Below are 21,457 nucleotides of genomic sequence, written 5' to 3' on the forward strand. Positions count from 1 at the left end.
CTCCTTTTCGTATTCTTAGTTGTTTAATTCTTGTTGACGGAGTGCCGTCTTAATTCGAGCAATCGTCTTCCGAACTTCCTTAAGCCGGGCGGTGTTCTCTAACTGACCCGTTGCCAGCTGGAAACGAAGGTTGAAGAGCTCTTCTTTGTACTGCTTTTCCTTTTCAAGCATTTCGTCAGTGGTTAATTCTTTAATTTCCTTAGCCTTCATTAGATTCGCCACCTACTTCCTCACGTGCTACGATCTTCGTCTTAACCGGGAGCTTGTGCGATGCTAACCGTAATGCTTCACGGGCGACCTCTTCAGGAACCCCGCCAACTTCAAACATTACCTTACCGCGCTTAACCGGTGCAACCCATCCTTCTGGCGTTCCTTTCCCGGAACCCATCCGGACACCAATAGCCTTAGCCGTGTATGACTTGTGAGGGAAAATCTTAATCCAAACCTTCCCACCACGCTTCATGTAACGCGTCATGGCAACACGGGCAGCTTCAATCTGCCGGTTGGTAATCCAATGTGAATCGAGCGCTTTTAACCCGAAGTCACCAAACGTAACGGTTTTGCCACCCTTGGCTTCGCCACGCATGTGACCACGGAACTCACGCCGATGCTTTGTCCGCTTTGGTACTAACATTGATTATTCCCCTCCTTACTTACGATCTGATTTCTTAGCAGGTAGGATTTCACCACGGTAAATCCAAACCTTAACACCTAACTTACCGTATGTCGTGTGTGCTTCAACCCAGGCGTAGTCAATGTCAGCCCGCAATGTGTGCAGTGGAACCGTTCCATCTGAGAAGTGTTCGATCCGAGACATATCTGCCCCGTTTAGCCGCCCAGCAACCTGAACCTTGATTCCCTTAGCACCAGCCCGCATTGTCCGTTGAATAGCTTGCTTCATTGCCCGCCGGAAAGCAATCCGGTTCTCAAGCTGTTGAGCAATATCTTCGCCAACCAACTTAGCGTCTAAGTCAGGCTTCTTGATTTCAACAATATTGATATGAACGCGCTTGCCGGTTAGGTTGTTTAATTCTTTCCGGAGCTTTTCAACTTCGGAACCGCCCTTACCAATGACCATTCCTGGCTTAGCGGTGTGGATTGAAATGTTAACGCGCTTAGCAGCCCGTTCAATCTCAATCTGTGAGATTGAAGCGTTGGCTAACTTATTCAGAATGAACTTCCGGATACGTAAATCTTCGTGTAAGTTGGCAGCGTAATCTTTCTCAGCGTACCACTTCGCATCCCAGTCACGAATGATGCCGACACGTAATCCCGTTGGATTTACTTTTTGACCCACGCTTATCCCTCCTTATTTAACAGATACAACAACTGTGATGTGGCTTGTCCGCTTGTTAATTGGTGAAGCGGAACCCTTAGCACGAGGACGGAACCGCTTGAGTGTCGGCCCTTCGTTAGCAAACGTCTCACTAACGTATAAATCCTCAGCATCCAGATCAAAGTTGTTTTCCGCATTTGCAATTGCGGAATTCAAAACCTTTTCAACGATTTCAGCACCAGCTGTTGGTGTGAACTTTAAAATTCCAAGTGCTTCAGCAACGCTCTTGCCGCGAATCAAATCGAGGACCAGACGCGCCTTCCGTGCCGGAATTCGAACCATCCGAGCAGTTGCCTTTGCTGATGTAATTTCTTCAGCCATGTCCTAATCCTCCCTCGATTACTTAACGCCCGTTGCCTTGTCGTCACCACTGTGCCCGTGGAACGTCCGTGTTGGAACAAACTCACCGAGCTTATGACCAACCATGTCTTCTTGAATGTAAACCGGAACGTGCTTCCGACCATCATAAACGGCAATCGTATAACCAATGAAACTTGGGAAAATCGTTGACCGCCGTGACCAAGTCTTAATAACAGACTTCTTTTCCTGATCCGCCTGCGCCTCAATCTTCTTTAATAAGTGCGCATCAGCAAATGGGCCCTTTTTTAAACTCCGACTCATGTTTTTCCTCCTTTCGCTTGACCGCTAGCCGTTAATTAACGCCGCTTCCGGCCACGAATAATAAACTTGTTCGACCGCGCCTTCGTTGAACGGGTCTTCTTACCAATTGTCTTCTTACCCCATGGTGATAACGGACTTGGACGTCCAATTGGGGCTTTCCCTTCACCACCACCATGCGGGTGGTCGTTCGGGTTCATAACAGAACCACGAACCGTTGGCCGCTTTCCTGCCCAACGGTTCCGGCCGGCCTTACCAATATTAATCAGCGAGTGTTCTTCGTTACCGACCGTTCCGATCGTTGCCCGACACGTTAAGAGAATCATCCGGGTTTCACCAGATGTTAACCGTACAATGGCATATTTGCCTTCCTTACCAAGCAACTGAGCTGAAGCGCCGGCTGACCGAACTAACTGGCCCCCCTTACCTGGCTTTAACTCAATGTTGTGAATAACGGTTCCGACTGGGATGTTAGTTAACGGTAACGTGTTTCCAACTTTAATATCGGCATCCGCACCTGATTCAACCTTCATGCCCACTTTTAAGCCCTTTGGCGCCAGGATGTATGACTTTGTTCCGTCCTCGTAAACAATCAAAGCAATGTTGGCTGACCGGTTTGGATCATATTCGATTGCCTTAACCGTTGCAGGAACGTTATCCTTAGTCCGCTTAAAGTCAACCAGACGGTACTGGCGCTTGTGGCCACCGCCCCGGTGCCGCACGGTAATGTGACCGTATGAGTTCCGGCCAGCAGTCTTGCTTTGTGATACAAGCAGTGACTTTTCTGGCTTCGTCTTTGTGATTTCAGCAAAGTCGGAACTGGTCATGTTACGACGACCGTTAGTGGTTGGTTTGTATTTTTTGATTCCCACTTTGTTTCCCTCCTACTCTAGAATTATTCTTCGGCGAATAACTTAATTTCGTCTGAATCGGCAGTTAAAGTAACGATTGCCTTACGACGCTTCTTTGTGTAGCCTTCGTAACGGCCCATCCGCTTCTTTTTGCCCTTAATGTTCATGATGTTGACCTTAGCGACCTTAACGTTGAACACTTCTTCAACAGCGTTCTTCACCTGGGTCTTCGTGGCGCGAACATCAACGTCAAACTGGTAACGCTTGTTGTCCATCTCAGCCATGGAGGCTTCCGTAACAACCGGGCGTAAAATTACATCGCGTACATCCATTATGCAAGAACCTCCTCTACTTGAGAAAGAGCTTCTTTGGTAATGACCATCTTGTCATTCTTAGCCACGTCTAAGACGTTCAGACCTTTAGCCGGAATCACCGTAACGTTTGCAAGGTTCCGTGCAGCTAAAGCAGCTTTCTCATTATCATTTTCAAGAACTACTAAAACCTTTGTCTTCACATCTAGGTTAGCCAGCACCTGTGCAAATTCCTTCGTCTTTGGTGCGTCGAACTGAAGCGCGTCAACAACAACAAGACTGTTGTCAACGACCTTCTGTGACAGCACTGACTTGATTGCTAAGCGCCGCACCTTCCGTGGTAATTTGTAGCTGTATGACCGTGGTTGTGGGCCGAAAACCGTTCCACCACCAACCCACTGTGGAGCACGGATGGAACCTTGCCGGGCACGACCGGTACCCTTTTGCCGCCACGGCTTCTTACCCCCACCTGAAACGGCACGCCGGTTCTTAACCGCGTGTGTTCCCTGCCGGCGGGAAGCCTGCTGCATGATTACCGCGTCAAAGATTACGTTGTCGTTTGGTTCGATACCAAAAATGCTGTCGTTTAATTCAACTTCACCATTCTTGCTACCATCCTGTTTAAATAATGCAACTTTAGGCATTGATTGATCCTCCCTTCCTTGGTTTATTTAACCGTACTCTTAACGATAACGTATGACTTATTTGCGCCAGGAACGTTACCCTTAATTAACAGTACGCCGTTTTCTGTATCAGCCTTAACGATTTCAAGGTGTTGGATCGTAACCTGCTTACCACCCATCCGTCCTGGGAGCATCTTACCCTTAAATACCCGGTTGATGATAACCCCCATTGAACCTGGACGCCGGTGGTAACGTGACCCGTGGGCCATTGGTCCACGGTGTTGGTTCCAACGCTTAATGTTACCCTGGAAGCCTTTACCCTTGGACGTACCCGTTACATCAACGATGTCGCCTGCTTCGAATACGTCAGCGTTTAATTCGTCACCAACGTTGTAATCTCCCAGCTCAACATCCCTGATTTCACGAACGAAGCGCTTAGGAGCAGTTTTAGCTTTTGCTGCATGACCTTCAGCCGGCTTTGTGGCACGAACAGCCTTCTGGTCGTCAAACCCAAGCTGGATTGCTTCGTAACCATCGTTTTCCATTGTCTTAACCTGCATAACAACGTTTGGGTTAACGGCAACAACGGTAACCGGAACCAGCTCACCTTTTTCGGTGAAGACCTGCGTCATTCCGACTTTCTTTCCTAAGATTCCTTTTGTGGCCATGAGTACACCTCCAATTTTTTGTAATGCTTAATTATAACTTGATTTCAATGTCAACCCCGGACGGTAAATCAAGTTTCATTAATGAATCAACCGTCTTAGGTGTTGGGTTCACGATATCGATTAACCGCTTGTGCGTCCGAATTTCGAACTGTTCCCGTGAATCCTTGTACTTGTGCGGTGAACGGATAACCGTGTACAGTGTCCGCTCCGTCGGCAACGGGATTGGGCCTGAGATCATTGCCCCTGTCCGCTTAGCGGTTTCAACAATCTTGTCCGCTGATTGGTCGAGAATCCGGTGCTCGTAAGCCTTAAGCCGGATCCGAATCTTTTGCTTAGCCATTTAGTTCCCTCCTTCGTCTATTTTAAAAATAAGACTTGCTCCGTGAAAATTACCGTCACGCTCATGGCAAAGCATCCGGGCGTGTCGCAACCTTTCACATCATCGCTCAAATGTGCATACTTGTCCCCTGACAAGCACGTTTAATATCATATTACTTTTAGTCCTCAAATACAAGGGGTAATCATTGGTTTTATGCGGATTCATCTTCTTTCCTACGTTCTTTTTTTATTATTCAACCAGGGGAGTGCCCCATTATTCACAAAAAACGGGGCCACGGTCTTACCGTCGCCCCGTAATAACCACCCTTGATGGTTACTTGGTAAACCCATACCTTTTGTTGAACCGGTCAACCGCGCCATCAGCCTTAGCCGACTTCTGCTTCCCGGTGAAGAATGGGTGTGAATCACATGAAATTTCAACCCGAATCAATGGGTACGTGTTGCCGTCTTCCCACTCAACGGTTTCGTCTGATGTTGCCGTTGAGCCTGACAAGAACTTGTAGCCCGTTGATGAGTCCATGAATACTACCTGATGGTAATCTGGATGAATCCCCTGCTTCATTGTATTTCGCTCCTTTGCCCTGGGTCATTTGCTGAGCCAGAGTTAAATTAATAGTACGCCAGTCATCATACCATGAATACTAGTTAACCGCAATTACCTTTTCCCCGGAAAGTCAACCTTTTCGATTTGGCGACAAAAATCAGCGTTATCCTTCGTTTGGCGCATCATTTTTAGTACCCGGCTGGTATCTTGAATAGGGTTATTACCAATCATCTTTCGAACCCTCCATGCCGCATCGAGGGTTGGCTTATCTAAAAGCAACTCCTCTTTCCGCGTTCCTGAGCGCTTAATATCCACCGCCGGAAAAATTCGCCGTTCCGCTAATTCCCGTGAAAGTTGCAGCTCCTGGTTACCAGTCCCCTTAAATTCTTCAAAAATAACATCGTCCATCCGGCTACCAGTATCAACCAACGCCGTGGCAAGAATTGTCAGGCTGCCACCATCCTCGATATTCCGGGCGGCCCCAAAGAACCGCTTAGGCTTAAAGAGCGCCGTAGGATCCAATCCCCCAGAAAGTGTCCGGCCACTCGGCGGAACGACCAAATTATACGCCCGGGCGAGGCGAGTAAGGGAATCCAGTAAAATCACAACGTTCTGTTTATCCTCCACCAGCCGCATTGCGCGTTCAAGGACCAATTCGGCCACCCGCACGTGATTCTCCGGCCGCTGATCAAACGTTGAGTAAACGACCTCACCTTTCACGCTGCGCTCAAGGTCCGTCACTTCCTCAGGCCGTTCATCAATCAACAAAATAATTACGTGGGCATCCGGGTAGTTAGCAGTAATCCCCTTGGCCATCCGTTTTAAAAGGCTAGTCTTTCCGGCCTTAGGCGGAGCAACAATCAACCCCCGTTGTCCAAAACCAACCGGTGCAAAAAGATCCACCAGCCGGGGGGCTAGCGGACCTTTTCCGGTTGCAAGCTTCATTTGTTGGGTCGGATAAACGGGAGTTAATCCCGGGAAATGAGGACGATCCTTAGCTTGCTCCGGGTCCTTCCCGTTTACCGTATCCACCCGCATTAATCCGTGGTATTTATCATTATGGCGGGGAGGACGGACAACCCCGGCAACCTCATCCCCGTTCCGGAGACCAAACCGGCGAATTTGAGAAATGGACACATAAATATCCTCCTGGGACGGACCATAGTTCAACGGCCGTAAAAAACCATACCCTTCGCTTGGAATAATATCGAGAATTCCTTGCATATAGTAATAACCGGCTTCTTGCGCTGCCGCCCGGACAACTGCTAATGCCAGTTCCTTTTTATTCATTTTACTGTAATACGGGATTTCATACCGTTTAGCATCCTCATACAGTTCCCGGAGCGTTTTTTTCTCCAGTTCGCGTAACGTTACCCCACTTTTTTTTGGACTTTTTTCCACAACTACTCCTCCCCGGTCGTATTGTTAACCACCTCAATGTTAACGTGTAATCCGCGGAACTTCGCGATAATCCGATCATACCCGCGAAGAATATTATCGGCGTGCTCAATTACGGTTGTCCCGTCCGCCATCAACGCCGCTCCTAACAAGGCTACCCCGGCCCGAATATCATTAGCCATAATCGTTGTCCCGTGAAGCTCTGTTGAATGGTCAATTCGAATAACCCCATCATGGGCCGTAATCTTTCCGCCCAACATCTGCATGTACTTAACGTGCTGAATCCGCTTAGGGTAAAGCGTGTCAATCACCGTCGACGTCCCCTGCGCACACATTAATAACGGCGTAATGGGCTGCTGAAGATCAGTCGCAAAGCCAGGAAATGGAGCCGTTGTTACGGTAATTGGACGAAGCCGGTCGTTTCCCGGAACGTAAATCTTATCATCATCAATCTCAAGGTGAACACCCATTTCAGTCATTTTAGCGATAAACGGATCAAGGTGTTCCTTAATTACGTTACGAACCAGCACCCCGTCACCGTTAGCCGCTGCAAAGGCAAGGTAAGTCCCCGCTTCGATCCGATCCGGAATAATCGTGTGGGTATTTTGGGCCCGCAAATGAGCCACCCCTTCAATCCGAATGACCCCCGTTCCGGCTCCCCGAATCCGGGCACCCATGTTATTTAAAAAGGTTGCTAAATCAATAATTTCCGGCTCCTTGGCGGCGTTTTCGATGATGGTCGTTCCGTGTGCTTTAACCGCTGCTAAAAGCACGTTAATCGTGGCTCCCACGGATACCAAATCGAAGAAAATATGGGCCCCGTGCAGTCCTTCCGGTCCGGTCGTAATACGGACGGTATCACCCTGCTCAACAACCGTCGCCCCCAAAGCACGGAACCCCTTAATATGCTGATCAATTGGGCGAGGACCAATGTTATCGCCTCCAGGGAAACTAACCGTAGCCTGCCCAAACCGGCCAAGAAGTGCCCCCATAAAGTAGTAGGACGCCCGAAGACTTCGAATCACATCCCCCGGAAGTGGCGCCTGAACAATCGTCGTGGGATCAATCAATAATTCACCGTGGTTAAACCGCGATTTAACGTTCATTGATTTTAAAATTAGCATTAGGTTATGCACGTCCAGAATATCCGGAACGCTATCAAACTTAACGGGCGTTTCCGCTAATACCGTCGCCGGAATCAACGCAACGGTACTATTTTTGGCCCCACCAATTGTTACCTCACCGGATAACCGCTGGCCGCCCCTGACAATCATCTTCTTCATTCCACGTTATCTCCATCTATCGTATCATTCACAATAGTTCAAAACTTGAACCCGTGTACCTCTTATAATTCTAGCGAACAGCCTTACCCGACGCAAGCACAATCACTAGCCTTTTAAAGAATCGCTAAAAGCGTATTACTCTATTTTTTATCCAATTAGGGGACACAAAAAACCGGCTGGTAAAAACCAACCGGTTTTTGCAAACGGAGCGCACTAATTAACCAGCGTTGCCACCGTTCTTCTTAATAATTTCTTCTTGAATGGACTTCGGTACAGCCTCGTAGTGATCCATAGACATCGTAAACGTTCCCCGTCCCTGAGTAGCAGACCGCAACGTTGTGGCGTACCCAAACATCTCAGCCAACGGAACGTAGGCGTGAACTAACTGCGCGTTCCCCCGAGCTTCCATTCCGTCAACCCGACCACGCCGAGCAGTAACGTGACCCATGACGTCCCCAAGGTTATCTTCTGGCGTAACGATATCAACCTTCATGATTGGTTCAAGGATTACGGCGCCAGCATCCTTAGCAGCATTCTTCAATGCCAGGGATGCAGCCACCTTGAAGGCCGCTTCACTCGAGTCGACTTCGTGGTAACTACCATCATAAAGCTTAGCCTTAACGTCGATCAGCGGGTACCCAGCCAATACACCATTGGCCATGGCTTCCTTTAACCCCTGTTCAACTGATGGAATGTATTCGCGCGGAACAACCCCACCGACAATGGCGTCCTCAAACTCAAAGCCTTTGCCTTCCTCGTTCGGGGTGAATTCAATCCAAACATCCCCGTACTGTCCTTTACCACCAGATTGCCGAACAAACTTACCCTGAGCAGAAACCTGCTTAGTAAAGGTTTCACGGTAAGCAACCTGTGGTTCACCGATCTTAGCTTCCACGTGGAATTCACGCTTCATCCGGTCAACGATGATGTCTAGGTGCAGTTCACCCATTCCGGCAATCAGCGTTTCACCCGTTTCAGGGTTTGTTTCAGCCTTGAAGGTTGGATCTTCTTCGGCCAACTTTTGAAGGGCAATGTCCATCTTATCCTGGTCAGCCTTTGAACTTGGCTCAACGGAAACCTGAATAACTGGGTCCGGGAATTCCATTGATTCAAGTAATAACGGGTGATCCGGATCAGTCAGGGAGTCCCCAGTAGTTGTGTTCTTCAACCCAATAGCAGCGGCAATGTCCCCGGAGAATACTTCTGGGATTTCCTTCCGCTGGTTAGAGTGCATTTGGAGAAGCCGCCCGACCCGTTCACGCTTGTTTTTAGTTGCGTTCAGCACGTACGAACCTGACTCCAGCGTTCCGGTGTAAACCCGCAGGTATGTCAACCGCCCAACAAAAGGGTCCGTCGCAATCTTGAAAGCTAACCCAGCGAATGGCTTAGTATCATCAGCAATCAAGTCAACTTCTTCTTCCGTCTCTGGGTCCGTCGCAGTGTATGGCTTAACGTCCAATGGTGATGGCAGGTAGTCGTTCACCCCATCAAGCATCATCTGAACACCCTTGTTCTTAAAGGCAGAACCAGCAAAGACCGGGTAAAGGTCGAGGTTTAACGTTGCCTTCCGGATCGCCTTCTTCAGCTCCTCTGAACTAATTTCGTCCCCTTCGAGATACTTCTCCATGATGTCATCGTCAACGTCAGCAACGGCTTCAATCATGGCGTCCCGCTTAGCCTGCGCCTCTTCTTTGTAGTCATCCGGGATATCAACAACATCCCATTCTGACCCAAGTTCGTCTTCATCGTAAAGGTCAGCCTTCATTTCGATTAGATCGATAACTCCCTTGAAGTTATCTTCAGCCCCGATTGGCATTTGAACCGGAACCGGGTTAGCCTGTAACCGGTCCCGAATGGTATCAACGGAGTAGTCGAAGTTCGCCCCAATCTTATCCATCTTATTAACGAACACAATCCGCGGAACCCCATATTCCGTTGCCTGCCGCCATACATTTTCAGTCTGTGGTTCTACCCCAGACTGACCATCAAGAACAACAATCGCACCGTCAAGAACTCGGAGTGACCGTTCAACTTCGGCCGTAAAATCCACGTGCCCTGGCGTGTCAATGATGTTAATTCGGTGATCCTTCCACTGAGCAGTCGTTGCGGCAGACGTAATCGTAATCCCCCGTTCCTGTTCCTGCTCCATCCAGTCCATTTGGGAAGCACCATCATGTGTTTCACCGATTTTATGAATTTTTCCCGTGTAATACAGAATCCGTTCGGTCGTCGTCGTCTTCCCAGCATCAATGTGGGCAACAATCCCGATGTTCCGCGTCTTTTCCAATGGGAATTCACGTTTGTTAGCCATTGAGAATCTTCTCCTTCCACAAAATGTGTGCGTTGCGTTTGCTTAGTTTCAAAAAAATGGCCATTATAGTCACAGCCATAATAGCCACTTGAATAATTACCAGCGGTAGTGTGCGAACGCCCGGTTAGCTTCAGCCATCCGGTGCGTATCTTCACGCTTCTTAACGGAAGCACCGGTGTTGTTAGATGCATCGATGATTTCCTTAGCCAGCCGCTCTGACATTGTGTGTTCACCACGCAGCCGGGCATAGCTTACAATCCACCGTAAGCCCAACGTTGTCCGTCGTTCTGGCCGCACTTCGATCGGAACCTGGTAGTTTGACCCACCAATCCGCCGGGCCTTAACTTCAAGAACAGGCATGACGTTCTTCATGGCCTCTTCGAATACTTCGATCGGATCATTACCGGTCTGTTCCTTAATCATGTCAAATGCTTCGTATAAAATCTTTGAAGCCTTACCACGCTTCCCGTCCAACATCAACCGGTTGATTAACCGCGTAACCAACTTAGAGTTGTAAATTGGATCTGGCAGCACTTCACGCTTCTGTACGCCACCTTTTCTTGGCATTTAAAAAACCTCCTCGAGTTCTAAATCCGTTCTCGCCTTACTTCTTCTTAGGCTTCTTCGTACCGTACTTGGAACGACCCTGACGCCGGTCCTCAACACCAGCAGTATCGAGCGCTCCACGAACGATGTGGTAACGAACCCCAGGAAGGTCCTTTACACGACCACCACGAACTAACACAACACTGTGTTCCTGAAGGTTGTGGCCGATTCCTGGAATGTAGGCAGTCACTTCCATCAGGTTTGACAGCCGCACACGTGCGTACTTCCGTAAAGCTGAGTTAGGCTTCTTCGGAGTCATTGTACCAACACGCGTTGCAACTCCCCGCTTCTGTGGAGATGGGTTAGCAACCTGAACCTTCTTGTAACTGTTGTACCCGTAGTTTAATGCCGGGGACTTTGACTTTGAACCTTTAGACTTACGCCCTTTCCGAACTAATTGGTTAATTGTAGGCATCTAAAGCTTCCTCCTTCCTGTTATTAATCAAAATCAAGCACACACATCCAGGAGTTTCTTTTTGAGGGTTAAAAAACAACGGTGTGCGAGCAATGTATGCTAACCTGCTCCCAGTCAGCATGATCCCGTCAGAACGGGAGAACTGTTCACATCAGCACCTCGACTAGAATACCATGCAAACCGAAAGGGTGTCAATTCCCCGTTCAAATTAATTATTCTGCTAAGTTCACCTGATTCCCTGCTATTTATAATTAGAAGGAGGCTAGGTTAACTATATGTGGATACTTCGTTTAACCCTTATTTTAGGGGGCGCCATGATAGGTGGATCGTTTGCCGTTTGTGTTGCTGACCGGTACGTTACTAACCAATCATTATGGGACCGCTCTAGGTGTGATCAGTGTCATCACCCCCTAAGTTGGTGGCAATTACTACCTATTTTAGGCTTTTTTCTTCAACACGGGCACTGTCATTGGTGCCACCACCCTTTAAGTTGGCGGTTTCCCGTAAGCGAGCTTTTTTGCGCCCTGTTGGCCCTAGGAGGAACCTTATGGCTTAAATTTCCTCCCACCGAATTCATCATCCTTATTACGTGGCTAACCATCCTTACGCTGGAGGATCACGCAACTCGGACCGTCCACCCCTACGCGCTTTGGGGAGGCGCCCTCATCCTTACCTGTTTCAATCTTCACCAATGTTGGATTAATCTTTACCACACGTGGATCCTTCTTCTCCTGTCACTTGGCGGACTAGGTATCCTCGTTTTAAAAAAACAACTTGGAAGTGCAGATCTTATTCTCATCAGTCTTTGGGCGCTTCGGTATGGCATCTATTTCACATGGGAAGTCGTATTAATTGCCGCTTTTATCACACTTTTTTACATTATCGACAAGCACACAACCCAACCTGTTCCCTTCATTCCGTTTTTAGTGTGTGCGTTAGGAATTGGATTCTGCCTTTTAAAATAAAAACCTCTAGGGGTAATTCTGCCCTGAGGATTTAAGTCCCAGTTATTCTCGTTTACCGTTTTTTTCCATCGGTTCGTTTATGCGACTTAATTCCTAAAAAGCTAAGGATTCCTGCAATTATCAAACGCCCCCTTCCCCGCAATCCATTAACCTACTGATCACCAGTATCTAACAACCGGTTAGCATACTGTAAGGTATCCTCTTGTTTGGTGTTTAGCTTACGCGGAAAACTTATCGTTTGCCAAATTCAGCGTCTTCCTAAACTTTTATTTTACGGTTCTTAGATCAACGTCACAATTTCGTAATATTTACAAAACACGCAGTCCTAAGCCTTTTATCTGTCAAAGAATCACATTTTCCAAACACCGCACTTTTCATTTAATAAAAAGTGTGATAGCGTCGGTTTTGTTCAGTACAATGGAGGGATAAAATTGGATCTTCAACGCGTACGTCAATTAATGACCCACGGACAACCTTATAATGATAATGACCCCGCGATCATTGCTGCGCGAAACCATGCATACCGTGTATGCCGCCAGTTCAACCGGGAAGTTATTCTTCATGATACATATCACTTTGAATTATTAATCCACCTCTTCGCTCACGCCGGCGATAATCTTCATATCGAGCCATCATTTATGTGTGAGGTAGGTTGTAATATCTCTGTTGGGAACCACCTTTTTGTCAATCATGACGCCGTCTTTATGGATGGTGGTCAAATTACGATTGGAAACAACGTGGAAATTGGTCCTAAGGTAGGAATTTACACAATTAATCATTCCGAAAACCCCGCGGAACACAACCGTGAAATCCTACGAGCAAAACCAGTGACGATCGGGAACGGCGTTTGGATCGGGGGAAGCGCAACAATTCTCGGCGGGGTTACAATTGGCGATTGCGCTGTCATTGGTGCCGGCAGCGTCGTGACACACAATGTTGCTGCCCATACTGTTGTTGCCGGCAATCCTGCCCGCGTTATTCGGAAAACCCACGAAGAGCCGTGGCAATTCCAAAAACAATAGGATTATAGCTAATAGATCCAATAATTAATTTAACTAGCAACTTACCAGGTTTGTTAAATTTAAGTTTATCCGGTACAATGAAATCTTAGGTTATGATAAAGGAGAACAGCTATGCAGACACAAATTTGGCATCAAACGCTAGTAAGTTTTACCGTTCTTGTAACGATGATTAGCGGCGGAACAGTTTTAGCAACATCCAACAATATGCCCGCTTCTACCCGGGCAGTATCAATATCACCAGTTACACAGCCACGACTTGAGCGGTCATCAAATATTCCGCTCTCTGACAACTTTGGCGACACTTTTAAATTATCAAACGTTTTAGATAACGTAACCACTCCGAGTGTTCCGGTAACCCTATACGAGCCGACCACGCCGAGCCTCGATTCAAAAAGCAATCCGTCAACGGAAGTAAATGAAATTAACACGGAACAGGGGACGTCATCGAGCGTAGCTGCTTCAGCGGACAGCGACACCACAATGTCGACATCATCATCGACGCCAACGAGCGCTTCCTCCATCCAATACATTTCATCTGCAGCAACCCCAAGTTTTGATTTTACAACCATCTCAAGTGCATCGCAGGTTGCAAACAATGCCGTTGACATTTCCGGATTAACAACTACCAAGGGAAAACACCATGATAAGGGTGATCACCTGTCAAGTGTTAAAGTTACATCCACCTCTTCTTCATCTAAAAAAATGCAAGAAAACAAGCACCACTTACCAGCAACTGGTAATCAAATTGTTCCGTGGCTGATTATTCCGGGATTGCTTAGTTTAATTGGCGCTGGTGCGCTCCTTAATAACCGGTGGCACAGCTAATCTATTGATAAAACATATAAAATAAGCGGGGAGATCGTAGGTTCACCCCGCTTTAATTTATGTCAACAAGATCCCCCGCCAAATCCAGTTGATATAATTAAAGAATTTTGTGGTGCTTTAAGCAATTAAAAAGAACCATGCCCACAAGGCATGGTTCTTTCTACTTCTTGCGAAGGACCGCTTGAACGTTCTTAACCTCATCTGGCGTTGGTTCTCCCCGTCCCATCTTCAAGGAGTGCACCTTCTCAACCGGAAGGTGGCTTGCCAATGAGAAGTCGGCATCCGTCCAGTGATGCTGATCTTCGTACTCAATAATGGCCCTTGCCAATTTGTTCATATCCATCTGGTTGCCTCCTGCCACATAATATCTGCTACCAGCATAGCATATTTTTTTACCGTTGAATATTAAATTACCTATTCGCCGGCCGCTGCCTTAACAAAGGCCGCGAACAGCCCCTCTGGCCGTTGCGGCCGTGACAGAAATTCAGGGTGATACTGGGAAGCAACGAAAAACCGCTTGCTTGGAATTTCAATTACCTCAACCAGTCGGTTGTCTGGAGACGTTCCTGAAAAGACCAAGCCGTGATCCTGCATGATCTCCCGGTATTTGTTGTTAAACTCGTAACGATGCCGGTGCCGCTCTTGAATAACCTCTTCGTTATTGTAGGCCGCTGCTGCCACAGTTCCCGGCTTAAGCTTACACGGGTATGCTCCCAACCGCTGGGTACCCCCCTTATCCTCAACGCCGTTTTGGTCTGCCATCAAGTCGATAATCTTATTCTTGCAATCTGGGTAAACCTCCGCCGTATGTGCGTCCTCAATGCCACACACGTCACGGGCAAACTCAATGCTAGCCATCTGCATTCCCAGACAAACCCCGAGGTATGGAATATCATTTTCCCGAACGTACCGGATAGCTTGTATCATCCCTTCAAGGCCGCGATCCCCGTATCCGCCCGGAACGATCACTCCATCATAGTTCTTTAACCGGGACGCAACGTTTTCCGCCGTAATCTCTTCAGCGTTGATGTAATCAATGGTTACCTTCCGGTTAATGGCGTATCCTGCATGCCGAAGTGCTTCATTAACGGAAATGTAAGCATCCTGCAACTCAACGTACTTTCCAACCAGAGCGATCTTCACGTTTCCTTGAAGATGCCGCACGCGGTCACACAGCTCTTGCCATTCAGTCATATCAGCAGCCGGAACATCCAATCCCAGCTTATCGCACACGATTTGGTCAAGGTTTTGCGCCTGCAAATTCAACGGAATCTGGTAGAGCGTATCCACGTCCATTGACTCAATGACCGCCTCTGGTTCCACGTCACAGAAGTTTGAAATCTTATTCCGCATTGATTGAGAAATTGGTTTTTCCGTCCGAACAACAAGAACGTTTGGCTGAATCCCCAATCCCCGAAGTTCCTTAACGCTGTGCTGCGTTGGCTTAGTCTTCATTTCTCCAGCTGCCCGGAGGTACGGAATTAGCGTCGTGTGGATGTACACAACGTTATCCGCTCCCACCTCCGACTTCATTTGCCGAAGAGCTTCCAGGAATGGCAGGGATTCAATGTCACCAACTGTCCCCCCGATTTCAGTAATAACAACGTCAGCGTCCGTCACCTTTGCGGCCCGCATAATCTTTTCCTTAATCATGTCCGTGATATGCGGGATTACCTGGACGGTTGCACCTAAATATCCCCCGCGACGTTCCTTATCCAATACTTCCGAGTAAATTTTCCCCGTCGTGACGTTGGAGTACTTGTTTAACCGAACGTCAATAAACCGTTCGTAGTGGCCAAGATCCAGGTCCGTTTCCGTTCCGTCGTCCGTTACAAAAACTTCCCCGTGCTGGTACGGGCTCATCGTTCCGGGATCAACGTTGACATACGGATCAAACTTCTGCACCGTAATCTTTAATCCGCGGTTCTTAAGCAGTCGTCCTAAGGAAGCTGCCACAATCCCCTTTCCCAGAGAAGAGACCACGCCACCAGTAACAAAAATATATTTAGTCATTCTTCCGCTCCTTCGTCTTATTTGGGGAAATAAATAAACAAACTCCCTATTCACTAGTGAATAGGGAGCATCCCGTTCAATTAACACCGTGGAATCCCACGGAGAGCCCGAAAATCATTCTACATAAATTGATCAAACGCGTCAAGTAATTATTCATCTTCCGGGTTAATCGCTGACAACTGTCCTTCAATCCCGTCTTCCAAACCATCATCAACCGTTTGATTCTCCTCGTCGTCCTCATCATAATCCGTAACGTTAGTAGTAAACGCCTTGTTTAAATCAGCGGAACTATTAAAGGCAACCACGTCGTCATCTTCATCCGTGGTATTAGCGAGCGCATTAACCCGTGGCCGCTTCTTAGCTGATGCATCCTCATCCTCACCGTGCACCAGGGCCTCATCAATTGAATCGTACGGGTACCACGCCCGGAGCCCCCACATGTTTTCGCCAAGGGAAATGAATCCCCCATCAACGTTTAGATCCGCATAAAACTGCGGCAGACGATTCCGGATTTCCTGATCGCTTTTTCCCAGATAATCCTGCATGGCGTTCGTCAAGTCCGCGAACGCCATCGGCTCACCGTTTTCTTTTAAAATTTCGTGTGCCACTTCAATCAGTGACAATTCGCTCTTGTCAGCGCCTGCGAATTTTTTTAACTCCACTCTGGTACACGTCCTTTCTGCAGTCTACCCCATATCTTACAATGTTAGGCATTGAAATGCAATCTAATCTGGTATTTTCCCAACGATTGGCCGTCCGTATACAACCGGTAATCAATTGCAACCGTCCCCATCAAGGGTGCCTGATTAACCGCCACGTTGAGGTTCGTTGTCTCGGTATCAATCGGGATCAACCCGTAAGGGGTCCGGTACGTAGCTTCCACCCGTTGGTTAGCCGCAAAGAATAGCTTCATCTGTAGTTCCTCGTGGTTGCGACTCAGCCGAACCGTCCCGTCCGCCTTAATGCGCATCGTCACCACTGCCGGCAACTGGTCTTCAAGCTGCTCATCATACCGCAGATAAAAGGTATCACCCATCTGAACGTAGTGACCAGCAACGTCTTGGGTTAAATCATCCCGGTTCCCGTCCTGCCAATGCCGGGTTTCAATGTGAATATTGACCGGGATTCCGCGTTCTGCCATCGCCCTCACTCCCTCGTTTTAATTCGTTACCTGCTATTATACCCGTTTCCCCAGAAGCAACCAACTCCCGGAAACGGAATGATATAATGAAGGCGAATTCTGTTTATAGAAAGGAGTGCGGTGATCATCGCCGAATTACTTCCCGTTGAAAAGGTCCTCCGTGACCCGATTCATAATTACATTTATATTCAACACCAGGTTATTCTTGACCTGATTAATACCCGAGAATTTCAGCGGCTCCGTCGAATCAAACAACTGGGAACCACCAGTCTTACCTTCCACGGTGCTGAACATACCCGGTTCACCCATTCAGTTGGGGTCTACGAGATTGCCCGGCAAATTTGTGACCTCTTTGCCCGAAAATACCCCCAGCAAACGGTAGGCGCGGCAGGATGGGATGACCACGAGCGCTTAGTAACGTTGTGTGCCGCCCTCCTGCATGACGTGGGCCACGGCGCCTACTCGCACACCTTTGAACACATTTTTCATACTGACCACGAAGCCATGACCCGGGCAATCATTACAAGCCCCCAAACGGAGGTCAACCAGATTTTGCGTCGGGTAAGCCCGGATTTTCCCGTGCAAGTGGCCAGTGTCATTGCAAAAAAGTATCCAAACCAACAGGTGGTGCAGATCATTTCTAGCCAAATTGACGCGGACCGGATGGACTACCTCCTCCGGGATTCGTATTATACGGGGGCAAACTACGGGACGTTTGACCTTACGCGAATTCTACGGGTGATGCGCCCTGATAAAAATGGCATCAGCTTTCAAATTCAAGGAATGCACGCTGTGGAAGATTACATTGTAAGCCGGTTTCAGATGTACCAACAAGTTTACTTTCACCCCGTTTCCCGCGCCATGGAAGTTATCCTTGACCACCTTCTCATGCGGGCACAAAGGCTCTTTACAGACGGACAACTCACCGATGGACTAACGGTTAACTTTCTCGCCCCGTTCTTTGAACACCACGCTACCCTGAACGATTACCTTCAGCTCGATGATGGCGTGCTCAATACCTGCTTTGCCCGGTGGCGGAACCACCCGGACAAAATTTTGAGTGACCTGGCTACCCGATTCCTGGACCGGCACCCGTTTAAGTCGGTCCAGGTAACCCCCGCAACGAAGAAACTGGTAGCCAAGCTGCAGCAACTTGTAGCCGCTGCCGGGTTTGACGCTGCCTACTACACGGCAACCAACGATAGCTATGACCTGCCGTACGATGCATACGATCCGCACGCTAAGAAACCCCGCACACAGATTGAACTTACCCAAAAAGACGGTAGCCACATCGAGCTTTCTCAGATTAGTAATCTCGTAGCGGCCATTACGGGAAAAGTTCAAGGGGACGAACGCTTCTTCTTCCCCAAAGAAATGCTCGCTCAAAACGCTCAAACTGAAATCTTTGCGCCAGTTTATGCTGAATTTAACCGGCACATCCACAACGACCAAATCATTTCCCAGGAGGGCTAGTTAATGACAATTAAACTAGTTGCATCTGATATCGATAACACGCTACTCACGCCGGATAAAAAACTTACCGCTCGAACCATTGCAGCAATTCACGCTGCAAGGAAGCAGGGGGTTCACGTTGTTTTATGCACGGGCCGACCACTCACCGGGGTGGCCCCCCTATTAGAACAACTCGGGTTGACCTCAGCTTCTGACTACGTCATCACCCTCAACGGCGCGCAAGTGCAACGGGCAACGGGCGAGCAGCTTTTTGCTAGCACAATCCCACTGAGCGAATACCAGCAACTTGTACCATACTTCACCCGAATAGGGATTAACATGCACATGGTAACCCTTGATTCAAACGTGTACGTCCACCAACCCGATGTCGGCTACTACACGGTTTTCGACACGTACCACACTAAAATGCACCTGCACGTTATCCCCCTTAACCAACTTCCCGCTGATATTCAAATTGCTAAGTACATGATGGCGGATGAACCCGCTAAAATTGACGCAGCAATCCGACAACTTCCCACCGCCATTACGAAGCACTTTTACTGCGTTCGAAGCGAACGTTTTTTCTACGAACTCCTCAATAAACAAGCAACAAAGGGAAATGCTGTCATCGCCCTGGCAGACCATCTCGCCGTTACCGCCGATGAAGTGATGACCTTAGGTGATGAAAATAACGACCTTCCAATGATTACCCGGGCCGGATTAGGGGTTGCGATGGGCAATGCTAATTCTCAAGTAAAAGCAGCGGCTCAAGCAGTAACCACTGACAACAACCATGACGGCGTTGCCCGGGCAATCGAGAAATACGTCCTTACTCCATCTAAAACAGATCATCCTGCTTCTGGTAAAGACCGTTAACTGTGTGCCTTTTTCTTCTTAAACTCGCAAAAACACCATAACGGAAAGTGATTTCGCATCAAAATTGATGCCGCACCTCCATTACGGTGTTTTTAGAAAATTATAATTTACCGTTTTACCTAATTACTACTTTGATCGCTACTATCAATTTGATCCGCAGCTGGCATTGGGATACTATCCTGCTTATTCTGGTTACTAAATTTCTCGCGAACAGTTGTCCAAGTCATCGTATTAGCCATATCACCCTTAGTCTCGTAGTTTTGCGTCTTCCAATAGCACGTTAACGGCTGGTGAGTATGAACATCCACCGTATACCTAATAATTAACTGTTTGGTTTTACCCTTCTCCATACCAGCCCACATGATTTTTTGAACGCCGGCGTTATTCTTCTTGGTCAATTTCACGGTAATTGTTTCGGTATTCCCGTGGCGTTTAACCGTTGCGTACTTTTGAAGTGCATCTAGTATTTGCAACTGCAGCGAATTGATCTTGTAGTTGTCATAGAGTTTGTGAATCTCATCTAAGGCATCATTGTTGGGAACAAAGCGCTGGTTTGGCCGCTGTGCAAACACATCATGGCCATTAGTAAAAACGTTCATTTCCATTACTTTTCCATCCTGTTGGGTGTACCCATGGATGTTTTCGGTATTATCACCAGCATACTTAATTGTTCCGCGGTCTTTCGAGCCTTCCTTTGACCCGCCCTTTTTCTGCTGGGCATTGACCGCCCGGAACTCAACAATCCCACTCTTATCCTGACGAGCCGTACTAATAAACGTACCAATTTCCTGTTGGGCTTGCTTACCGGTTAATGTTTGGGCGTGAACAGTTTCATAACCCAACCCGCTAAGAAGTAAGATCCCCCCAATTAGTCCCGCAACCTTCCATTTTCCCTTCATTATAATGTCTCCCCTTTACACTAAATTGTTTTAATTAAAAAGAAATTAAAATAAAAGCCGGCTCTCACCAGCAACTAATCGGGAAAACAGGATTTGAACCTGCGACCCCCACGTCCCGAACGTGATGCTCTACCAAACTGAGCTATTTCCCGATAACGGATCTAATTATAGTACGGCTGTCAGGATTACACAATCCTGAAATGCACCCAGTAGGAGTCGAACCTACAACCTTCTGATTCGTAGTCAGACACTCTATCCAGTTGCGCTATGGGTGCATAGTGCCGAGGACCGGGATCGAACCGGTACGGTAATCACTTACCGCGGGATTTTAAGTCCCGTGCGTCTGCCAATTCCGCCACCCCGGCATAAGCGGAAAACGGGATTCGAACCCGCGACCCCCACCATGGCAAGGTGATGTTCTACCTCTGAACTATTTCCGCATACTATCTAGTTATGGGCTATTCGCACAAGCCCGAAGCGGAAAACGGGATTCGAACCCGCGACCCCCACCATGGCAAGGTGATGTTCTACCTCTGAACTATTTCCGCATAACCAGGGTAATTACTATCCTTAAATACGGGTGAAGGGATTTGAACCCCCACGTCATAAGACACTAGAACCTAAATCTAGCGCGTCTGCCAATTCCGCCACACCCGCATAAGCTATCAAATGAGTCGTGACAGGCTCGAACTGTCGACCCTTGGATTAAAAGTCCAATGCTCTACCAACTGAGCTAACGACTCAATAAATATAATGGAGGATACAGGGCTCGAACCTGTGACCTCCTGCTTGTAGGGCAGATGCTCTCCCAGCTGAGCTAATCCTCCATTAAAAGCACGGCGACGTCCTACCCTCACAGGGGGCGGTCCCCCAACTACTCTCGGCGCGCTGAAGCTTAACTACTGTGTTCGGCATGGGAACAGGTGTATCCTTCAGGCCATCATCACCGCACTCTTTCCTT

The 21,457-nt window shown here is 48.0% G+C and carries 26 protein-coding genes, 8 tRNA genes and 1 rRNA gene; 5 read left to right on the forward strand and 30 right to left on the reverse strand.

Annotated features, from left to right (window positions below; genetic code table 11):
* Window positions 1–15: 15 nt before the first annotated feature.
* The 16 genes from rpmC to rpsL all read right to left on the reverse strand — a co-directional run bounded on the left by rpmC (window position 16) and on the right by rpsL (window position 11,303).
* On the reverse strand, window positions 16–210 hold the full coding sequence (rpmC, locus tag ACI3EZ_RS05305) for a 50S ribosomal protein L29 (RefSeq protein WP_283582035.1): 195 nt from the start codon (window positions 208–210) through the stop codon (window positions 16–18).
* The gene (gene rplP, locus ACI3EZ_RS05310; RefSeq protein WP_405024289.1) at window positions 200–634 is read right to left on the reverse strand and encodes a 50S ribosomal protein L16; all 435 of its coding nucleotides are present in this window, start codon (window positions 632–634) and stop codon (window positions 200–202) included. Before rplP ends, rpmC begins: the two co-directional genes overlap by 11 nt.
* A 15-nt stretch (window positions 635–649) precedes the next feature.
* Window positions 650–1,297 carry a 30S ribosomal protein S3 gene (gene rpsC / locus ACI3EZ_RS05315; RefSeq protein WP_283618283.1) on the reverse strand — a complete coding sequence of 216 codons (648 nt, stop codon included), beginning with the start codon at window positions 1,295–1,297 and terminating at the stop codon, window positions 650–652.
* A gap of 12 nt (window positions 1,298–1,309) precedes the next feature.
* Entirely contained in the window at window positions 1,310–1,657 is a 348-nt protein-coding gene (gene rplV, locus ACI3EZ_RS05320; RefSeq protein WP_283582032.1) for a 50S ribosomal protein L22, read from the reverse strand.
* 18 nt (window positions 1,658–1,675) lie between these two features.
* Window positions 1,676–1,957: a 30S ribosomal protein S19 gene (gene rpsS, locus ACI3EZ_RS05325; RefSeq protein WP_283582031.1), complete on the reverse strand. Its 282-nt coding sequence runs from the start codon at window positions 1,955–1,957 to the stop codon at window positions 1,676–1,678.
* Between the two features lie 35 nt (window positions 1,958–1,992).
* Window positions 1,993–2,826 carry a 50S ribosomal protein L2 gene (rplB, locus tag ACI3EZ_RS05330; protein ID WP_405024288.1) on the reverse strand — a complete coding sequence of 278 codons (834 nt, stop codon included), beginning with the start codon at window positions 2,824–2,826 and terminating at the stop codon, window positions 1,993–1,995.
* Window positions 2,827–2,849: 23 nt separating this feature from the next.
* Window positions 2,850–3,137: a 50S ribosomal protein L23 gene (gene rplW, locus ACI3EZ_RS05335; RefSeq protein ID WP_405024287.1), complete on the reverse strand. Its 288-nt coding sequence runs from the start codon at window positions 3,135–3,137 to the stop codon at window positions 2,850–2,852.
* Complete coding sequence (gene rplD / locus ACI3EZ_RS05340; protein ID WP_405024286.1) at window positions 3,137–3,760, reverse strand: 50S ribosomal protein L4; 624 nt, start codon at window positions 3,758–3,760, stop codon at window positions 3,137–3,139. The genes rplW and rplD overlap by 1 nt, the downstream gene beginning before the upstream one ends.
* Window positions 3,761–3,783: 23 nt before the next feature.
* Window positions 3,784–4,407, reverse strand: a complete 624-nt coding sequence (gene rplC, locus ACI3EZ_RS05345) for a 50S ribosomal protein L3 (RefSeq protein ID WP_283618285.1) — start codon at window positions 4,405–4,407, stop codon at window positions 3,784–3,786.
* Window positions 4,408–4,438: 31 nt separating this feature from the next.
* Window positions 4,439–4,747, reverse strand: a complete 309-nt coding sequence (gene rpsJ, locus ACI3EZ_RS05350; RefSeq protein WP_405024285.1) for a 30S ribosomal protein S10 — start codon at window positions 4,745–4,747, stop codon at window positions 4,439–4,441.
* Window positions 4,748–5,059: 312 nt separating this feature from the next.
* Window positions 5,060–5,308 carry a type B 50S ribosomal protein L31 gene (locus ACI3EZ_RS05355; protein ID WP_405024284.1) on the reverse strand — a complete coding sequence of 83 codons (249 nt, stop codon included), beginning with the start codon at window positions 5,306–5,308 and terminating at the stop codon, window positions 5,060–5,062.
* Between the two features lie 93 nt (window positions 5,309–5,401).
* On the reverse strand, window positions 5,402–6,691 hold the full coding sequence (gene rho, locus ACI3EZ_RS05360; RefSeq protein ID WP_405025763.1) for a transcription termination factor Rho: 1,290 nt from the start codon (window positions 6,689–6,691) through the stop codon (window positions 5,402–5,404).
* A gap of 2 nt (window positions 6,692–6,693) precedes the next feature.
* Window positions 6,694–7,971 (reverse strand): UDP-N-acetylglucosamine 1-carboxyvinyltransferase, encoded by a 1,278-nt coding sequence (locus tag ACI3EZ_RS05365; RefSeq protein ID WP_405024282.1) that lies wholly within the window; start codon window positions 7,969–7,971, stop codon window positions 6,694–6,696.
* 217 nt (window positions 7,972–8,188) lie between these two features.
* Window positions 8,189–10,282, reverse strand: coding sequence for an elongation factor G (gene fusA / locus ACI3EZ_RS05370; RefSeq protein ID WP_405024281.1), 2,094 nt, complete (start codon window positions 10,280–10,282; stop codon window positions 8,189–8,191).
* Window positions 10,283–10,378: 96 nt separating this feature from the next.
* Window positions 10,379–10,849: a 30S ribosomal protein S7 gene (gene rpsG, locus ACI3EZ_RS05375; protein ID WP_283582021.1), complete on the reverse strand. Its 471-nt coding sequence runs from the start codon at window positions 10,847–10,849 to the stop codon at window positions 10,379–10,381.
* Window positions 10,850–10,886: 37 nt separating this feature from the next.
* A complete protein-coding gene (gene rpsL, locus ACI3EZ_RS05380) occupies window positions 10,887–11,303 on the reverse strand; it encodes a 30S ribosomal protein S12 (RefSeq protein WP_405024280.1) in 417 nt (138 codons plus the stop codon).
* 314 nt (window positions 11,304–11,617) lie between these two features.
* Here rpsL and ACI3EZ_RS05385 point away from each other — a divergent pair, with 314 nt between their 5' ends.
* The 3 genes from ACI3EZ_RS05385 to ACI3EZ_RS05395 all read left to right on the forward strand — a co-directional run bounded on the left by ACI3EZ_RS05385 (window position 11,618) and on the right by ACI3EZ_RS05395 (window position 14,115).
* Window positions 11,618–12,268 carry a prepilin peptidase gene (locus ACI3EZ_RS05385; RefSeq protein ID WP_405025764.1) on the forward strand — a complete coding sequence of 217 codons (651 nt, stop codon included), beginning with the start codon at window positions 11,618–11,620 and terminating at the stop codon, window positions 12,266–12,268.
* A 431-nt stretch (window positions 12,269–12,699) separates the two neighbouring features.
* Complete coding sequence (locus tag ACI3EZ_RS05390) at window positions 12,700–13,290, forward strand: sugar O-acetyltransferase (protein WP_405024278.1); 591 nt, start codon at window positions 12,700–12,702, stop codon at window positions 13,288–13,290.
* Between the two features lie 111 nt (window positions 13,291–13,401).
* Window positions 13,402–14,115 carry an LPXTG cell wall anchor domain-containing protein gene (locus tag ACI3EZ_RS05395; RefSeq protein ID WP_405025765.1) on the forward strand — a complete coding sequence of 238 codons (714 nt, stop codon included), beginning with the start codon at window positions 13,402–13,404 and terminating at the stop codon, window positions 14,113–14,115.
* Between the two features lie 160 nt (window positions 14,116–14,275).
* On the opposite strand, the gene ACI3EZ_RS05400 is transcribed toward ACI3EZ_RS05395, so the two are convergent.
* The 4 genes from ACI3EZ_RS05400 to ACI3EZ_RS05415 form a co-directional block, all read right to left on the reverse strand.
* A complete protein-coding gene (locus ACI3EZ_RS05400) occupies window positions 14,276–14,458 on the reverse strand; it encodes an LBP_cg2779 family protein (RefSeq protein ID WP_405024276.1) in 183 nt (60 codons plus the stop codon).
* A gap of 71 nt (window positions 14,459–14,529) precedes the next feature.
* Window positions 14,530–16,128, reverse strand: a complete 1,599-nt coding sequence (locus ACI3EZ_RS05405; RefSeq protein WP_405024275.1) for a CTP synthase — start codon at window positions 16,126–16,128, stop codon at window positions 14,530–14,532.
* Window positions 16,129–16,277: 149 nt separating this feature from the next.
* Entirely contained in the window at window positions 16,278–16,790 is a 513-nt protein-coding gene (gene rpoE, locus ACI3EZ_RS05410) for a DNA-directed RNA polymerase subunit delta (protein ID WP_405025766.1), read from the reverse strand.
* A gap of 44 nt (window positions 16,791–16,834) precedes the next feature.
* Window positions 16,835–17,269, reverse strand: a complete 435-nt coding sequence (locus ACI3EZ_RS05415) for a DUF1934 domain-containing protein (RefSeq protein ID WP_405024273.1) — start codon at window positions 17,267–17,269, stop codon at window positions 16,835–16,837.
* Between the two features lie 120 nt (window positions 17,270–17,389).
* Between ACI3EZ_RS05415 and ACI3EZ_RS05420 the strand changes: the two genes are divergently transcribed.
* Entirely contained in the window at window positions 17,390–18,742 is a 1,353-nt protein-coding gene (locus tag ACI3EZ_RS05420) for an HD domain-containing protein (RefSeq protein WP_405025767.1), read from the forward strand.
* A gap of 3 nt (window positions 18,743–18,745) precedes the next feature.
* Window positions 18,746–19,597, forward strand: a complete 852-nt coding sequence (locus tag ACI3EZ_RS05425) for a Cof-type HAD-IIB family hydrolase (protein WP_405025768.1) — start codon at window positions 18,746–18,748, stop codon at window positions 19,595–19,597.
* Window positions 19,598–19,716: 119 nt separating this feature from the next.
* Here ACI3EZ_RS05425 and ACI3EZ_RS05430 read toward each other — a convergent pair whose 3' ends face one another.
* The 10 genes from ACI3EZ_RS05430 to rrf form a co-directional block, all read right to left on the reverse strand.
* The gene (locus ACI3EZ_RS05430; RefSeq protein WP_405025769.1) at window positions 19,717–20,496 is read right to left on the reverse strand and encodes a hypothetical protein; all 780 of its coding nucleotides are present in this window, start codon (window positions 20,494–20,496) and stop codon (window positions 19,717–19,719) included.
* A 78-nt stretch (window positions 20,497–20,574) separates the two neighbouring features.
* Window positions 20,575–20,648: transfer RNA gene (locus ACI3EZ_RS05435), tRNA-Pro, on the reverse strand.
* Window positions 20,649–20,697: 49 nt separating this feature from the next.
* A tRNA-Arg gene (locus ACI3EZ_RS05440) sits at window positions 20,698–20,771 on the reverse strand.
* 4 nt (window positions 20,772–20,775) lie between these two features.
* Window positions 20,776–20,861, reverse strand: a tRNA-Leu gene (locus ACI3EZ_RS05445).
* Window positions 20,862–20,864: 3 nt separating this feature from the next.
* Window positions 20,865–20,936, reverse strand: a tRNA-Gly gene (locus ACI3EZ_RS05450).
* A gap of 36 nt (window positions 20,937–20,972) precedes the next feature.
* Window positions 20,973–21,044 (reverse strand) — tRNA-Gly (locus tag ACI3EZ_RS05455).
* 27 nt (window positions 21,045–21,071) lie between these two features.
* Window positions 21,072–21,153: transfer RNA gene (locus tag ACI3EZ_RS05460), tRNA-Leu, on the reverse strand.
* 13 nt (window positions 21,154–21,166) lie between these two features.
* A tRNA-Lys gene (locus ACI3EZ_RS05465) sits at window positions 21,167–21,239 on the reverse strand.
* 11 nt (window positions 21,240–21,250) lie between these two features.
* Window positions 21,251–21,323, reverse strand: a tRNA-Val gene (locus ACI3EZ_RS05470).
* Window positions 21,324–21,330: 7 nt separating this feature from the next.
* Window positions 21,331–21,447: ribosomal RNA gene (rrf, locus tag ACI3EZ_RS05475) — 5S ribosomal RNA — on the reverse strand.
* Window positions 21,448–21,457: the final 10 nt, after the last annotated feature.

Origin of the sequence: Ligilactobacillus sp. LYQ60 (assembly GCF_045033015.1) — a bacterium.
Classification (GTDB): Bacteria; Bacillota; Bacilli; order Lactobacillales; family Lactobacillaceae; genus Ligilactobacillus.

Bases quoted from the DNA above. Each gene is read 5' to 3' on its own strand.
- ACI3EZ_RS05395 (WP_405025765.1), top strand. From the start codon at position 13,402: ATGCAGACACAAATTTGGCATCAAACGCTAGTAAGTTTTACCGTTCTT.
- rpsS (WP_283582031.1), bottom strand. From the start codon at position 1,957: ATGAGTCGGAGTTTAAAAAAGGGCCCATTTGCTGATGCGCACTTATTA.
- ACI3EZ_RS05405 (WP_405024275.1), bottom strand. From the start codon at position 16,128: ATGACTAAATATATTTTTGTTACTGGTGGCGTGGTCTCTTCTCTGGGA.
- rpsG (WP_283582021.1), bottom strand. From the start codon at position 10,849: ATGCCAAGAAAAGGTGGCGTACAGAAGCGTGAAGTGCTGCCAGATCCA.
- rplD (WP_405024286.1), bottom strand. From the start codon at position 3,760: ATGCCTAAAGTTGCATTATTTAAACAGGATGGTAGCAAGAATGGTGAA.
- ACI3EZ_RS05430 (WP_405025769.1), bottom strand. From the start codon at position 20,496: ATGAAGGGAAAATGGAAGGTTGCGGGACTAATTGGGGGGATCTTACTT.
- ACI3EZ_RS05425 (WP_405025768.1), top strand. From the start codon at position 18,746: ATGACAATTAAACTAGTTGCATCTGATATCGATAACACGCTACTCACG.
- ACI3EZ_RS05355 (WP_405024284.1), bottom strand. From the start codon at position 5,308: ATGAAGCAGGGGATTCATCCAGATTACCATCAGGTAGTATTCATGGAC.
- rplP (WP_405024289.1), bottom strand. From the start codon at position 634: ATGTTAGTACCAAAGCGGACAAAGCATCGGCGTGAGTTCCGTGGTCAC.
- ACI3EZ_RS05385 (WP_405025764.1), top strand. From the start codon at position 11,618: ATGATAGGTGGATCGTTTGCCGTTTGTGTTGCTGACCGGTACGTTACT.
- rpmC (WP_283582035.1), bottom strand. From the start codon at position 210: ATGAAGGCTAAGGAAATTAAAGAATTAACCACTGACGAAATGCTTGAA.
- rpsL (WP_405024280.1), bottom strand. From the start codon at position 11,303: ATGCCTACAATTAACCAATTAGTTCGGAAAGGGCGTAAGTCTAAAGGT.
- ACI3EZ_RS05415 (WP_405024273.1), bottom strand. From the start codon at position 17,269: ATGGCAGAACGCGGAATCCCGGTCAATATTCACATTGAAACCCGGCAT.
- rplC (WP_283618285.1), bottom strand. From the start codon at position 4,407: ATGGCCACAAAAGGAATCTTAGGAAAGAAAGTCGGAATGACGCAGGTC.
- rplV (WP_283582032.1), bottom strand. From the start codon at position 1,657: ATGGCTGAAGAAATTACATCAGCAAAGGCAACTGCTCGGATGGTTCGA.
- rpsJ (WP_405024285.1), bottom strand. From the start codon at position 4,747: ATGGCTAAGCAAAAGATTCGGATCCGGCTTAAGGCTTACGAGCACCGG.
- ACI3EZ_RS05400 (WP_405024276.1), bottom strand. From the start codon at position 14,458: ATGGATATGAACAAATTGGCAAGGGCCATTATTGAGTACGAAGATCAG.
- rplW (WP_405024287.1), bottom strand. From the start codon at position 3,137: ATGGATGTACGCGATGTAATTTTACGCCCGGTTGTTACGGAAGCCTCC.
- ACI3EZ_RS05365 (WP_405024282.1), bottom strand. From the start codon at position 7,971: ATGAAGAAGATGATTGTCAGGGGCGGCCAGCGGTTATCCGGTGAGGTA.
- fusA (WP_405024281.1), bottom strand. From the start codon at position 10,282: ATGGCTAACAAACGTGAATTCCCATTGGAAAAGACGCGGAACATCGGG.